This window comes from Paucihalobacter sp. (assembly GCF_036825875.1).
In the GTDB taxonomy this organism is placed as follows: domain Bacteria; phylum Bacteroidota; class Bacteroidia; order Flavobacteriales; family Flavobacteriaceae; genus Paucihalobacter.
In genome coordinates this window covers 58,718-74,459 of record NZ_DAISXK010000010.1, presented here as the reverse complement: position 1 = coordinate 74,459, position 15,742 = coordinate 58,718, and the positions used below count along the sequence as shown (strand labels likewise).

Annotated in this window: 9 protein-coding genes; 5 read left to right on the top strand and 4 right to left on the bottom strand. The window is 37.5% G+C overall.

The genetic code is table 11. The features are described from left to right. Window positions 1-6: 6 nt before the first annotated feature. Window positions 7-5,904 (bottom strand): T9SS type B sorting domain-containing protein, encoded by a 5,898-nt coding sequence (locus V7Z48_RS04915; protein ID WP_334112285.1) that lies wholly within the window; start codon window positions 5,902-5,904, stop codon window positions 7-9. 342 nt (window positions 5,905-6,246) lie between these two features. Here V7Z48_RS04915 and folE point away from each other — a divergent pair, with 342 nt between their 5' ends. The 5 genes from folE (at window position 6,247) to V7Z48_RS04890 (ending at window position 10,197) form a co-directional block, all read left to right on the top strand. Beyond that, complete coding sequence (folE, locus tag V7Z48_RS04910; protein ID WP_334112284.1) at window positions 6,247-6,924, top strand: GTP cyclohydrolase I FolE; 678 nt, start codon at window positions 6,247-6,249, stop codon at window positions 6,922-6,924. A gap of 10 nt (window positions 6,925-6,934) precedes the next feature. Further along, window positions 6,935-8,419: a cysteine--tRNA ligase gene (gene cysS, locus V7Z48_RS04905; RefSeq protein WP_334112283.1), complete on the top strand. Its 1,485-nt coding sequence runs from the start codon at window positions 6,935-6,937 to the stop codon at window positions 8,417-8,419. 41 nt (window positions 8,420-8,460) lie between these two features. Continuing rightward, complete coding sequence (gene yidD / locus V7Z48_RS04900; RefSeq protein WP_334112282.1) at window positions 8,461-8,697, top strand: membrane protein insertion efficiency factor YidD; 237 nt, start codon at window positions 8,461-8,463, stop codon at window positions 8,695-8,697. A gap of 172 nt (window positions 8,698-8,869) precedes the next feature. Continuing rightward, complete coding sequence (lgt, locus tag V7Z48_RS04895; RefSeq protein WP_334112281.1) at window positions 8,870-9,694, top strand: prolipoprotein diacylglyceryl transferase; 825 nt, start codon at window positions 8,870-8,872, stop codon at window positions 9,692-9,694. Next, the gene (locus V7Z48_RS04890) at window positions 9,691-10,197 is read left to right on the top strand and encodes a DUF192 domain-containing protein (protein ID WP_334112280.1); all 507 of its coding nucleotides are present in this window, start codon (window positions 9,691-9,693) and stop codon (window positions 10,195-10,197) included. The genes lgt and V7Z48_RS04890 overlap by 4 nt, the downstream gene beginning before the upstream one ends. Before the next feature lie 84 nt (window positions 10,198-10,281). On the opposite strand, the gene secDF is transcribed toward V7Z48_RS04890, so the two are convergent. The 3 genes from secDF to V7Z48_RS04875 all read right to left on the bottom strand — a co-directional run bounded on the left by secDF (window position 10,282) and on the right by V7Z48_RS04875 (window position 15,520). After that, window positions 10,282-13,275, bottom strand: coding sequence for a protein translocase subunit SecDF (gene secDF, locus V7Z48_RS04885; RefSeq protein WP_334112279.1), 2,994 nt, complete (start codon window positions 13,273-13,275; stop codon window positions 10,282-10,284). Between the two features lie 143 nt (window positions 13,276-13,418). Then, complete coding sequence (gene mdh, locus V7Z48_RS04880) at window positions 13,419-14,345, bottom strand: malate dehydrogenase (RefSeq protein ID WP_334112278.1); 927 nt, start codon at window positions 14,343-14,345, stop codon at window positions 13,419-13,421. Window positions 14,346-14,473: 128 nt separating this feature from the next. Next, on the bottom strand, window positions 14,474-15,520 hold the full coding sequence (locus tag V7Z48_RS04875; RefSeq protein WP_334112277.1) for a DUF6588 family protein: 1,047 nt from the start codon (window positions 15,518-15,520) through the stop codon (window positions 14,474-14,476). Window positions 15,521-15,742 lie beyond the last annotated feature (222 nt).

Here is a 15,742-nt window from a genome sequence, read left to right as displayed (position 1 = left end):
AATATTTTATCTTTTCAAAGTAAAGTGTGCTTTAAACTCTTTTTGCTCACCTGTTGATGGTTCGGTGTATTCTACTACGAACCAGTAATCGCTTGATGGCATTAAGGACCCGTTGTAGGTGCCATTCCATCCTGATCCTATTGGGCTAAGCTGCTTGAGTAACTTCCCATAGCGGTCAAATATATAAATTTTTGCGCTTGGTTGGTCATTTAATCCTATAATGTTCCATGTATCATTATAGCCGTCGCCATTTGGGGTGAAGTACAACGGATAGTCTAATACAGTTATACTAACACTGGTGATTCCACAGCCTGTCTTATCTCTGGCTGTTATGATATGATCACCTATACTTACATTGGTAAAAGTTCCACTATCCTGCCAGGGTCCGTTGTCTATATTGTACTCATAATCTCCTACGCCTTCCGCTAAGGCTTCTATGGTGTTGGTGCCTGCAAATGCCGTGCTTAGACTAACTGTTAAGCTCGGTGGCGCGCTTTCTATCACCTCGGTGCTCGCTGTGGTACTACAGGCTGTTTGTACTGAGGTGCTGATATCAGTAACTATGACCGTATAGCTGCCGCCTTGCGATGGTATCAGGCTCGCGCCTGTTTCGCCTGCTAATACTACACCGTCTAAACTCCATTCAAAACTATAGTCAGTCTCTGATAATCCTGTATCGATAATTGGTGGATTCACAACCTCTGTGCCGTTGGTGTCTAAACACAAGGTGTAACGCTCTTCTAGGTTAACTATTGGTAAGGGATTCACTTGCAATGTGAGCTCGGCTACTGCATAGCATATGTTATTGACCGTGGTATCGTTGTCTACTCTTACATAAATCACCTGTGGGTTGCTTAGGTTTTCATAAAGTGTTGGCAAAGGATTCACGCCTAATTCTGCATCTATTTCATTTTGATAATAACTCACTGTGTAATTAGATGGGTCTTGACCATCTAAGACTTGTGCGTCTTGTGTGCTTAAATCAAACTGTACACTGTCGTTACTCGGGTCGCCGTCGGTCTCTACATTATCATCGCACTGTTCGTATATAATCGGGATACCGTCTGAATTGGCCTGGGCCGATTCTTGTACTTCTACATTGAAGCTTTGGGTGCTGATAGAACAGTCTGTAACGGTATTGGTAATGGATACATATATTCGCTGTGGATTGGTCGTATTTGTGTAATTACCAACTATCGGGTTTTGCTGATTGTCGGCATCTACTTGGGTTTCATAGTATGCTACCTCAAAGATACTAGAGTCTTGACCGTTTAATACTTCTGCGTCTTTTGCAGTAAAATCAAAGGTGAAAAATCCATCGGTGTTCAGCTCACAAATAATGATATCGGTTACTGCTACTACCGCTGGTAATGGGTTTACTATTAAGTTAAAGTCTACTATCGTGTAGCAGCCTGTTACATCGTTGGTCACTCTTACATAAATGGTTTGTGCTGGCGATGTTTGGTTGGTGTATTGGCTCGGGTTGGCTATGGCATTTTCTCCTAGTTGTGCATCCTCCTCGCTAATGTGATAGCTTGGTGTTACGCCTGCTTCTCCATTGAGTATAAAGGTTTCGTTTTGGGTTAAATCAAACTCCTCTACACCATCGCCTACATTGGTGTCGTCGCATAGTATTAAATCCTCAGGGTTTAAACTAGGTGTTGGGTTGGGTAGTACTCTTATCGTTAATGTCACCAAATCTATACAGCCTGTGTTGGTATCGGTTACTCTGACAAACAAAGTTTGTGGGTTGGCAGCATTGCCTCCTACCGAGGTGTTGGTGTATTGGCTCGGGTTGGCTATGACATTGGTGTCGTTTTCTGCATCGATCTGGGTTTCATAGTAATTCACAGTCCAACTTGGGTTGCCGCCTGTGATTTCGGTGTCTTTTACCGTTAAATCAAACTCCGTTCGCTCATCGGCTATCGTGTCATCACACAAGGCTAGTGGTGTGGGTTGGATGGCTATCGGTGGTAAGTCTACCCTTATGGTAAAGCTTCCTATGCTAATACATCCATTGCTACCTTGCAGACTTACATAAATGGTTTGTGGATTGCTGGTGTTGGTGTAACTACCTGTGTTGAGTATCGGATTCGTACTACTCTCAGCCTCGCCTTGGGTTAAATGATACGTGAGTGTGTAATCTGTTGGATCTTGGCCGTTTAAGATTTCTGCTGCTTTGGTGTTTAAATTAAATTGGGTAAATCCATCTTGGTTGGTATCGCAAAGTACATAATCGTCTATGACTTGAGGTACTACTGGTGTAGGTTGTACAATGAGTTGTAGCTCTACTATCGTGGCGCAGTCTGTGGCGACGGTCGTGCTTTCTACTCTAGCGTAAACCGTTTGCAAATTCGCTACTATATTGTTGTACGGACTGGTTAACGGGTTATTGTTGTTATCGGCATCGGATTGGGTTTCATGATAGCTTACCGTGAGTCCTGCTACACCACTTGTGATCTCAGCATCAGCATCGGTTAAGGTAAAAACTCCAAAGCCATCGTTATCGGGATCGCAAAACTCTAACGGGCTTGGCATATTGGCTATCGGTGCTTGCTCTACTACCAACGCTAAAGTGGTAGTGTTTAAACAGCCTGTGTTATTGTCTGTAACACCTGCATAAATGGTTTGTGGATTGCTTGTATTGGTATAAGTAACCGGTAATGGATTTTGCTGGTTATCGGCATCTGCTTGGGTTTCGTAGTAGTTTATCGTGTAGTTGGGATTACCGCCCGTGATTTCTGCGTCTTTTACACTTAAATCTATTTGGGTAAATCCATCTGGTACGTTATCATCGCACACTTCTAAGGCGGTTGGTGCCGTGATTTGTGGTAGTGGGTTTAACTCTATCGTAAAATTACCCACTGCGCTGCAGCCTGTGTTGGTGTTTACTAAGGCTGTATAAATAATTTGTGGATTGCTTGTGTTGCTGTACAAGGTAGGCAAGGCATTGGTGCCTGTTTCTGCATCACCTTGGGTGGCGTAGTAGCTTACCGCTATATTAGTCTGACCATTAATAACCTCTGCATCTTTAGTGCTTAAATCAAAGGTTTCTGTTGCGTCGCCTGGATTGTTGTCATCGCAGAGTTCATACCTTGTGATAGTTGTAAACACGGGTATGGAATTCACTATTAAATTCAACGGCGTAGTATCGTAACAACCTGCTGTCGTGCTCTCAATTCTTGCAAATATAGTTTGTGTGCTTGGGACTATATTGTTATACAGCGTTGGTAGTATATTTACTCCTGTGTTTGCATCGCTCTGGGTTTCGTGATAGGTGACAACCACATCCGTCTGTAAGCCTATTAACTGCGAATCACGCAAACTCAAATCAAATTGTGCAAAACCGTCGTTGTCGTCATCGCAAACCTCTAAATCGGAAAGTGAATTGGCTTCAGGATTTGCGGTCACGGTGAGGTTGAGGGTGGTAATTGCAAAACATGAGGTAATGGTGTTTTCTAATCTTACAAAAACATCATGATTAAAAGCTGCAGTATTTACATATCCATCAGCTAGCGGATTTACATTATTATCAGCATCTGCCAAGGTTTCAAAGTAATTAACAACAACATTTGGTTGGCCATTAATAATTTCTACATTCTTATCGGTTAAATTAAAAGGTGCAAATCCATCTGGAGTTGCATCATCACAAACCTCAAGAGGAGTAGGTAAAATAGCATTTGGTAATGGATTCACAATTAAATCAAAAAAAGTAGTACCAAAACAATCCGGAAATGTGGTATTTTCAAGTCTTACAAATATAGTTTGGTTACTTGCTATTGTATTAGTGTAAGTTGTTGGTAAGGGATTAGATCCATCGTTTGCATCTTGCTGGGTCTCGTGGAAAGTAACGATATTCTCATTAGGATCTCTACCATCTAAGATTTCTGCATTTTGCAAGGATAAATCAAAGGTTTCAAATCCATCATTAGAGGCATCATCGCAAAGCTCTAGATTTGATGGCGTATTAACTATTGTCCTTGGATTTACAACCAGATTAAATAATGGATCTGGTGAAGCGGCAAAGCAAGTAGCGTCAGCAATACTTTCAACTCTCACAAAAATAGGTTGTGGATTTACTGTATTATCATAAGGAGTTGTCAGGCTATTAATTCCTGCGTCGGCATCAGCGAATGAAGTATGATAAGTGACTTCAAAATCTGTTTCGGATTGTGCCCCCAAAACAAAGGTTGTTTGCTGCTCTAAATCAAAGGATTCAATACCATTATTAGAATCGTCATCACATAGTTCCAAATCTGACACTGAATTAATAGCAGGTTGCCCTGAAACATTTAAGGTAATAGTTCCTACATTGAAACAATTACTTCCATTGGCGATAACTCTCACATAAATTATCTCTGCATCGCTACCCGTGTAATTATCGGGAGCAGCTATAGCGTTTGTGTTATTATCGGCATCATTTTGAGAATTGAAGTACAAAAATGTGAAATCAGCAGGGTCATCTGGATTTACCAAATCAACATTCGCATTTTCCAAATCAAATACTCCAGTTGCTGATCCGCTGCAGGCACTTAACGAGGTGTCATTTAAAGCTACTTCCGGAGCAATATTAATAACTATTTCATCTTGGGTAGAGCAGGGGTCACCAAAAACCGCATCTAATCCATCTACTAATAACGTATAAGTTCCAGACTCTGTAACTAACAAGTTTGGAGAAGTTGCACCTGGAATAACAACATCATTTCTTCGCCATTCAAAAGAGTTGAAGGAGCCATTGAATGTCGGTGTAATTAAAAAATCTTCACCAGCACATAAATCTTGATCTGGGCCTAATTCTACCTGACAAATAATGTCACAGTTAGTGTCAGCGGTCGATCCTGGATTTAGTTCTAAATTTATAAAGCCGGCTGCTCCATTAAAGTTAGTTATTAATAAGGTGTAAAAAGAATTGGCTGGAGCGTTGTTAATTGTTATGGTCTCAGTTGCCGATGCAGAAAAACTACAATCAACTTGGGTTGTGGAATTCAAATTTGCAGCACCACATTCTGGTTGTGAAAATGGACCCCAAATAATAAAATCGACATCTATTCCAGTTCCAGTCTGATTTTGACCAGTAGTTTGAGTGAGCGTAAAACTTAAATTTCCCGTTGTGTCCCCTATTTGTAAAAAGTACCATCGAGGTCTTGGCTGTGAACCTAAGCACCCATAATTAATACCGGCTTCAGCCTGACCAGATCCTGTAGGAGCAGGCACATTCTCTATTCCAGAACATATAGGCAGCTGACCAGCGCAAGTATCATTATCACGCACTCTTACTTGAATAGTTGCAGTTCCAGAGCAACCTAATGGGTTATCGTCAGTAACTTCAAAAGTTACCGTGTACAAACCTGGAATCGAAAAAGCATAATTAACATTTGTTCCTGTTAAAAAATCGCCATTATTGAAATCCCATTCATAAGTCGCTGATGATCCATCTACCGAAAATGTAGCACTACCCTCAAAATTTATTACATCTCCTGGATCAACTTCAATAATTCCAGCTACATCAGGTGGATTTGTAGAATCGATCGTTGCAGTAATATTTTGGCAGGGTGTGGCACATTCAATTTCCGCAGCCCAACCAGCAGCAACACCAGTCGCATTTGACACAAACCTGAAGGTAAGACACCCACTAGTATTAGCAGCTGTTGCAGTCACTAAACCTGGATTATTAACTCCAGAAAAATTACCGATTAATGGTGCCGTGATATCTGCCCCGTCATAAATTGATAAAATATCTTGGTTTAATTGAGTGGTAAATGAAGTAAAATCAACCCTGACAAAATCTCCTGCTACATCAGCACAGATAGTTGTTGTGATATCTTCATTACTTGAATAACCACCAAATTCGCCTCCAGTATCATAAAATACTCCTGAACACTGGTTGAATGTACCATTTTGCATGACAAGGTCTTGTGAATATACTAGGGAAGAAATTATTAGGTAAAGTATGAGGCAGAATTTTTTCAACATTAGAGCAGTATTAATTTTGTGGGCTGAAAATTAATAAAATTTTAATAAACACACCATTAATACAACCGACATTAACGCTTTTCGTCTATTAAGTGCATCTATTTATTACATAATTTCTGCGCTTCATTGCTATTAAATTTGCTTATCTTTGCAACCTGTTTAATTGTAAAGGATTATAAAGAAATAGGTCAAAAAGTATAAGTGTTATGTAAATTCATGATAACGTTGAGGCCATGTATTAGTCATAATTCCCCTAAAAAAATAACAAAACAGATGAAAATTCAGAATAACCTACATGAAATTGAATCACTCGGAGACGATCATATAAGCACTTCTAGCGATACCCCTTTAAGAAAAGATGCCTTTATTTTAAATAATGATGAAAAAATAGAAATCATTTCCGACGACGTAAGACATATTATGGAAACTCTTGGACTTGATCTTAGCGATGACAGTCTTAGTGGAACTCCAAGACGCGTTGCTAAAATGTTTGTAAATGAAATATTTGGTGGATTAGATCCTAAAAAGAAACCAAAATCGTCCACCTTTGACAATAAATATAAATACGGAGAAATGCTCGTTGAAAAAAATATCACAGTTTATTCAACCTGCGAACATCATTTGTTACCAATTGTTGGGCGGGCTCACGTGGCATATATTTCAAACGGCACGGTAGTTGGGCTTTCAAAAATGAACAGAATTGTGGATTACTTTGCAAAAAGACCACAAGTGCAAGAACGGCTGACCATTCAAATTGTAAAAGAATTACAAGAAGTTTTAAACACGCAAGATGTTGCTTGTGTTATAGATGCAAAACACTTATGTGTAAACTCTCGAGGTATAAGAGACATTGAAAGTAGTACTGTAACCTCTGAATTTGGAGGAAAATTTAAAGAAGAAACCGTTAAAAAAGAATTTTTATCTTACATCGCGTTAGACACTAAATTCTAACACAGCATTTATGACGCCTCTTTATCAAACTAACCAAATAAAAATATATAATTCGCTCTCTGGCGAAAAAGAAATTCTAAAACCAATTAACGAAGGCCATATTGGCATGTACGTTTGTGGACCGACCGTTTACAGCAACGTTCATTTAGGCAATGTACGTACTTTTATGTCTTTTGATGTGGTATTCAGATATCTAAAACATTTAGGTTACAAAGTGAGGTACGTGCGAAATATCACTGACGCTGGCCATTTAGAGAATGATGCCGATCAAGGTGAAGACCGTATTGCTAAAAAAGCACGTTTAGAGCAAATTGAACCTATGGAAGTGGTACAGCGCTATACGGTCGATTTTCATAATACACTTAATAAATTCAATTTTTTACCACCGAGCATCGAGCCAACCGCAACGGGTCATATTATTGAACAAATTGAAATTATAAAATCCATTCTTGAAAAAGGTTTGGCCTATGTTGTCAATGGTTCGGTTTATTTTGATGTATTAGAATACAATAAAAGCAAAAAATACGGTATTTTAAGTAAGCGAAATGTTGAAGATTTAATTCACAACACGCGCGAACTTGACGGGCAAAGCGATAAAAAGAATCCTCAGGATTTTGCCCTTTGGAAAAAAGCCGAACCACAGCACATAATGCGTTGGCCATCGCCATGGAGCGACGGTTTTCCTGGCTGGCATCTAGAATGTACAGTAATGAGTACTAAATATTTAGGCGAACAATTTGATATTCATGGTGGCGGAATGGATTTGAAATTTCCGCATCATGAATGCGAAATAGCTCAAGCTGAAGCCTGTAACGGTCACTCACCAGTGAATTACTGGATGCACGCCAATATGCTGATCATGAATGGTAAAAAAATGGCGAAATCTACCGGCAACTATATTTTACCAAATGAAATTTTTACTGGCGATAACAAAAATATCTCCAAATCATTTTCCGCTAGTGTGGCGAGATTTTTTATGCTTCAAGCGCATTACCGCAGTATTTTAGATTTCACTAATAGTGGTTTATTGGCTAGTGAAAAAGGATTTAATCGCTTGATGGAAGCTGTAAATAGTTTGAAAGACATAAAAACCGGCCAGAACTCAACTCTTGATATTAAATCTTGGCAGCAGAAATGCTATGACGCCATGAACGATGATTTTAATACGCCTATTTTAATCGCTCATTTGTTCGATGCTGTAAAATTCATCAATCAAATAAAAGAAACTACTGAAAGCATCAATAGTGATGACTTAAACATATTGCAACAAACCCTGCACATTTTTATTTATGATGTTCTTGGTTTGCAAAATATTTCTGAAGTTTCAAATGATAGTGATAAACTTTCAGGTGCTGTTGGATTGCTAATAAGACTACGACAAGAAGCCAGAGCTAATAAAGACTTTGCCATGTCGGACAAAATCAGGGACGAATTAGCGGCCGCAGGTATTCAGTTGCAAGATGGAAAAGACGGCACGACCTTCAGCGTCAATTAAAAGCGTCCAAAATTAATACTCAATTCAAAATTATACATCTCTTGAAAAAAGTTTTGATATTACCTTTTGTATTCATTATCAAGGTTTATCAAATACTGATTTCGCCTCTAACTCCTGCAACCTGCCGATTTCAGCCAACATGCTCACACTATGCCAAAGAAGCACTTGAAAAACACGGTTTGTTTAAAGGTGGCTGGTTGGCTTTACGGAGGATTTTTAGTTGTCATCCCTGGGGACGATCTGGGTATGACCCTGTAACTGATAAGGATGACAACTAAAAATTTGCCAGCCCGCTTGCTCGCTCCTTCGCTAAAAATGTACACTGTACATTTTCTTTACACTCGGCCGCCTTGGGGACGATCTGGCTATGATCCAGTTCCTGAAAAAGAAGAATAAGCCTTTATGTTTTCAATATCAAATTGGTATATTTACCAGATAAAAATAAGCTAAATGCACGCACTCAAAATTATATGGGATCCTTCAAAAGGACTAGATTTGGGATTCTTTACACTTCATTACTACAGTTTAATGTGGATTGTTGCTTTTGTTTTTGGTTTCTTAATCATGAAACGCATTTACAAAAACGAAGGTCAGACTAATGAGTCTTTAGATTCGTTATTTATTTATTCTGTACTCGGCATCATGCTTGGTGCCCGATTGGGACATGTTATTTTTTATCAACCTGAATTATTTAAGGAAGACTTCTTCAGTATTTTTCTTCCTTTTTCGTTTAAGGATGGTTTTCAATTTACTGGTTTTAGAGGTTTGGCCAGTCACGGTGCAGCTATTGGGATGATTATTTCTATGTATTTATACAATAAGAAAGTACTAAAAAAATCTGTGCTTTGGATTTTAGACCGCGTAGTGCTTCCTGTTGCTCTTGGTGCTGTTGCTGTTAGAATCGGAAATTTTATAAATTCTGAAATCATTGGCAAAGCAACCGAAAGTAGTTTTGGAGTTATTTTTACACAATTAGGCGAAGACTTCGCTAGACATCCAGCACAACTTTACGAAGCCTTCTGCTACGTATTTGTCTTTTTGATTTTATTTTTTATCTATTGGAAAACCAAAAAATCAGAACAAGAAGGATTTTTATTCGGTTTATTTTTACTGTTACTTTGGACAGTAAGATTTTTTGTAGAGTTTGTAAAAGAACCACAAGGTGACGAATTCATAAACTTTGCCGGACTTAATACGGGACAATGGTTAAGTATTCCGTTTGTGATAATTGGACTTTATTTCATGTTTGTTTACAAACCTAAACCTATGAAATGAAATTTTCCAAGGTAAAGAACATCCTAGCAATAGCGTTTGTATCAATTACGGTTGGACTGCATGTTTCGTGCAAAGAGGACAAACCCGTTCCTTCTAAAAAACTAGATATAAAATTTAAAAAAGAAGGTGTACTCAAAATCGTGAGAGCTAGTAACGATAGTATTTTAAAAACAATCGATATTGAAATTGCCGATAATGATTATGAGCGCGAAACGGGCTTAATGTATAGAAGTACTATGGAGAATAATCAAGGAATGCTTTTTATTTTTGAAGACGAACAGTATTTAGCCTTCTATATGAAAAATACCATGATTCCACTTGATATTCTATATATCAACGCTAACAATACAATTGTAGATATTTACAAAAGCACAACTCCTTACAATGATAAAGCTTTGCCATCAAAATCGATCGCAAAATACGTTTTAGAGCTCAAGGCTGGATTAGCTGATGAATGGCAAATTGAAGTTGGCGATTCTATTTCTTACAGCGTATTAGACTAAAAGTTTTAAGTTAAGTTCTGGACATTAAAAAAACCCAGCAGTTAAGATGGGCTTTTTATTTTATAGTATATAAAGTAGGATTAACTAGACTACTTCAACTTCTTCTTCTTTTTCTTTTCTTTTCAAAGATTCCGCTGCATCCCCTCTCTTGGCAGTATCGTACATAATTGGTGTTGCGATGAATAATGATGAATAGGTGCCAACTACTACACCCACAATTAAAGCATAAAGCAAACCTCTTAACGAATCTGCTCCAAATATGAACATCGCCAATAACACAACTAAGGTGGTTAAAGAAGTATTTAATGTACGGCTAATGGTCGCATTTAATGATGCATTGATGGTTTTCTTGAATTCCCATCCAGTATGCTCATTTACATATTCTCTAATCCTGTCAAATACCACCACCGTATCATTCAACGAATATCCAATAACCGTTAAAATAGCAGCAATAAATGCTTGATCAATTTCCATACTAAACGGCATAAACTTCCATGTAAGTGAAAAGATACCCAAAACTAAAAGTACGTCATGGAATACAGCAGCAACAGCTCCTAAGGAGAATTGCCATCTTTTAAATCGGACTAAGATGTATAAAAACACCACTATTAACGATCCTAAAACTGCCCAAATAGATGCTGCCTTAATATCCTCAGCAATTGTTGGACTTACTTTACTTGATGACATTTTACCAATTGTGGCTTCTCCAGATCCTTCTTTGAAGTCATCGTATGAAATTCCGTCTGGTAAAAATTGTTTTAAGCCTTGAAACAATAGTAGTTGAACTTCTTCATCAGCTTCCGCTGAATTTTCGTCGACTTTAAACTTGGTAGATATTTTAAGTTGGTTTGCAGCACCAATCGTTTTGACTTCGGCACTACCGAAAACTTCATTTAATGATGTTTTAACTTCTTCAGTACTCACCTCTTGTGCAAAACGTACTTGGTAAGTTCTTCCACCCACAAAATCAATACCCTCATCTAATCCTGTTGTAAACAACGAACCTAAACTTAAAATGATAACTATTGATGAAATGATATAACTCATTTTGCGCTTTTTCAAGAAATCTATATTCACATTTTGGAAGAGATTTTTTGTGAGCGAGGTGGAGAAATCTAACTTCACATTTTTTTCTACCATATAATCCACCAATAGGCGCGTTATATAAATAGCAGTAAACAAAGAGGTTATAATACCTATTAATAAAGTTGTTGCAAAACCCTTAATTGGTCCTGTACCAAATACAAATAAGATAATCGCCGTTAAGCCTGTTGTTATGTTTGCATCTAAAATTGAGGATAAGGCATTGCCAAATCCGTCTTTAACAGCTTCTTTTATGGCTTTCCCTTTGGCAATTTCTTCACGTATCCTTTCAAAAATAAGCACATTCGCATCTACCGAAATACCAATTGTTAACACGATACCTGCTATACCAGGCAGAGTTAACACAGCGCCAAGGCCAGCAAGAACACCGAATATTAATAAAATATTGAATAATAATGCTATATCAGCAAAAACACCTGCCTTGCCATAATAGAATACCATCCATAGTAATACGAATGACAAAGCAATTAAAAACGACTTCGTTCCACTATCTATTGCTTCTTGTCCTAAAGATGGACCTACTTCATCTGCTTGCACAATATCTGCTCTTGCCGGAAGCTTACCCGCACGTAAAACGTTGGCTAAATCGATTGCTTCATTAACTGTGAAAGATCCAGATATTTCAGAATTTCCACCTAAAATTGGGCCAGTAGTCACACTCGGTGCACTGTAAACTACATCATCTAAAACAATAGCAATAAAGCCTTGAGTTTCGTATGCAATTCTGGTCATTTCTTCCCAAATTCTCGAACCTTTAGCATTCATTTGCATACTTACCGAAGGTTGATTTCTTTGATTGTATGATTGTCTGGCGTCGGTTATAACCGCACCACTTAATTGCGGTGTATTATCGCGATTTCCTTTGATTGCATAGAGATTTACTAATTCGCTATTTTTTTCTTGTTTTTCCCAAGCAAACTTTACGTAGCGTTGATCTGCTGGCAAGAATGAACGGTATCTTGGATTGTTTAAATGTGCTAAAACCTCATCTTGGTCTTTGGCTTCAAAGGTTGCCACTATTGGACCACCACCAAAACCTACTAGTTTAATAGGATTGATATCGTCAGTATCTGTTGAATCGGCAGAAATTTGACCCGTTAAAGCATCAATAGCAGATGAGGTTTCATCAGGTTGGGCAGTTTCTGTTTCGGTTGAATCGGTTTTTTTAGAAGCATTTTCTTCAACCAAAGCTTGATTTACTTGAAGAATGTACCCTGCAATTTCTTCAGCTTTATATACATCCCAAAACTCTAATTGTGCTGTACTTTGCAAAAGATTTTTTACACGTTCAACATCTTTAGCTCCTGGTAATTCTACAAGAATTCTACCTGAATTTCCTAAACGTTGTATATTAGGTTGGGTAACACCAAATTTATCGATACGTTTTCTTAGTACTTCAAAAGCAGCCAAAATAGACTCATCAACCTTAGCTTCTAGAACATCTCGTACTTGACCATCAGTCATGTCTATGGTAACTTCTTCGCTTAAAGTACGATTTGCGAAGATATCTGGTGAAGCCAACTTTTTATCACCTTTAATAGCATCAAAAGCGTTGAAAAAGGATACCAAATAAGTATTTTGAGACGATTGCTGCAAAGCATCTGCGTCCGTTAAAGCTCTGTTGAAAATAGGGTCTTTTGAGTTGTTGGCTAAACCTTTCAAAATATCTTTTACCGAAATTTGAAGGATTACGTTGATACCACCCTTAAGGTCAAGACCTAAATTCATGGCATTATCTTTCACTTCATTGTAAGTGAATTTTGCCACACCTATATTATAAGATTCTTCGTTTCCTAACGAATCTAAATAACGGATTTGTTCAGCATTAGCCTGTTCTACATTATCAAATCTGCTTGATGCAATTTGTGCTGCTTCACTTTCAATTTGACTGGCCTTAAATGTGAATGACAATTGATAAATACTTACCAATCCGAAGAGAATAGCAAAAAGCTTTATTAAACCTTTGTTTTGCATTATGGTTGAATTTATATTTTTTTAAAACGTGCAAATATATGATTTCGATATAGAAATGACAATACAATTTGATGTTTTATAAAAAAAGAGTGACCAGCTGGCCACTCCTTTTAGAATATGTTGATTATTAAGAAGAAAATTTCTTAAACATCTAATAAGTCGTTAGTGCTAATAACGCCTTCTGCACTATTTTTAATTTGGGCCTTTTCGTCGTTACTTAGTTCAATTTCAACTATCTGTTCTACACCGTTTTTTCCAATAATAGCTGGAACACCAATGCAAATATCTGATAAACCGTATTCGCCATCCAACATTACTGAGCAAGGAAACATTTTTTTCTGATCGCAACCTATGGCTTGTACCATACTGCTTACTGCTGCACCCGGTGCATACCAAGCTGAAGTTCCCAATAATTTAGTAAGGGTTGCACCACCAACTTTGGTATCTTCTTTAACTTGATTTAATCTTTCTTCACTTAAAAATGCTGAAACTGGCACACTGTTTCTTGTAGCCAATCGAGTTAGCGGCACCATACCAGTATCGCTGTGACCGCCAATTACCATTCCATCAACATCACTTATTGGCGCTTCTAAAGCTTCCGCCAATCTGTATTTAAAACGTGCAGAATCTAAAGCGCCGCCCATACCAATAATTTTATGTTTAGGCAAACCTGTTGCTTTATGAGCCAAATATGTCATGGTATCCATTGGATTGCTAACAACAATTAAGATGGTATCTGGCGAATGTTGAATTAAATTTGAAGCCACTGTTTTAACTATACCTGCATTTATACCTATTAACTCTTCACGGGTCATGCCTGGTTTTCTTGGTATTCCTGACGTTATAACGCAAACGTCGCTGTTAGCTGTTTTAGAATAATCGTTAGTGGTTCCTATTATTTTGGTATCGAAACTGTTTAGGGAGGCACACTGCATTAAATCCATGGCTTTTCCCTCTGCATATCCTTCTTTTATATCTAGTAATACTACTTCACTTGCAAAATTTTTGATGGCAATATATTCGGCACAACTTGCACCTACTGCTCCTGCTCCAACTACTGTAACTTTCATATGATTTAATTATTTTAATGGTTTAAATTTCGATTTTATTGGATTACAAAATTACGAATAAAAACCCTTAAAAGGAAGTGATTTTAGTGTTATTGTTGTGTGAATAATACTATAGAAAACCCCGATTATTATCTAAAACTTAAGGCAATACCGGCACTTATGGTATTATATTCTTGAAGCGAATAATCGGCAAATATTTTAAAGAAAGCTAAGTTAAGTCTTGTTCCTATGGTAGCGCGCATTCCGTTTACATTAAATCCCAAATTTAATGGGTCGGTAATATTTTCGTTAACCGTACCAATTTGGTTACCATTTGAATCTTCCACGTCATAAGTTAGGGTGTAATCTCCTTTCATTTTGGCTGTAGTTTTTCCACCGTTATACCCAACACTACCATAGAAAGTGATAAGTTTAAAATCTAAAGAAGCTATGGCTTGAACGGTGTAGGCATTAAGTTTAAATTCAGCTTCACCATTATTTACAGAAACATTGTCGGTTAAATCTTCCTCATTAATATTATAAGACGCTTTTAAGGTTGTAAATGCTCCCAAAACGGAAATGCTAAGCGGCAACTTTTCTATAGGACCAAAATACTGACTAATATCGTGTTGAAGACCAATACCAAAAAGACCGCTTTCGAAGTCGTCGTCAAAAGCAATATTAGGTATAAAGCGAATTTTTAAATCTGTTTTTGTGGGAAGGCCAAATCCTATTTGAACCATGGGTGCTGGTACAGCATTTAAGGGTAAATCTGAACCAATGCCACCTGGCATACTAAAACTTGCTACTTTAAAACTACCATCACCATTTGGAATTCTAATATCGATGTTGGTTTCTGCTGAACTTTCACTCATAACGGTTGGAATTTGAGACTCGCCATTTGGTAAGTTTACAAAGGTGTAATCGCTCTGCACAAATCTGAAAAATTCATTTGAACTAGGCACTAAGGAAGCATTGGCACTGATGGTGAGATCAAAACCAAATTTTTTATGGGTTTTTCCTGTAGTATACCAGCCACCGTTCACACTGTACATCAATCCTTTCATTGCTGGATTGAGATAATTTTCTGTTAATATACCAGCATCGTCTGCTGCTAGCAAAATGGACTCTAATTCTTGTGCTTGAGATATATTTAAACAGAGAACTGTCGTAATTGTGAGCAAAATATTTTTCATGATTTTGACATTTTATAAAGCTAATTTAAACAAATTTTTCTTCAAAAACGTATTTCATCGGTTTTTATTGCATTTTATCTTGTTGTTAGTCACAAAAAAACACTCGCAATGGAGTGTTTTTTGTTTTCAGGTTAGGATACAATTAAGCATCAATATTAGCATATATGGCATTTTTCTCAATAAACTCTCGTCTTGGCGGTACTTCATCACCCATAAGCATTG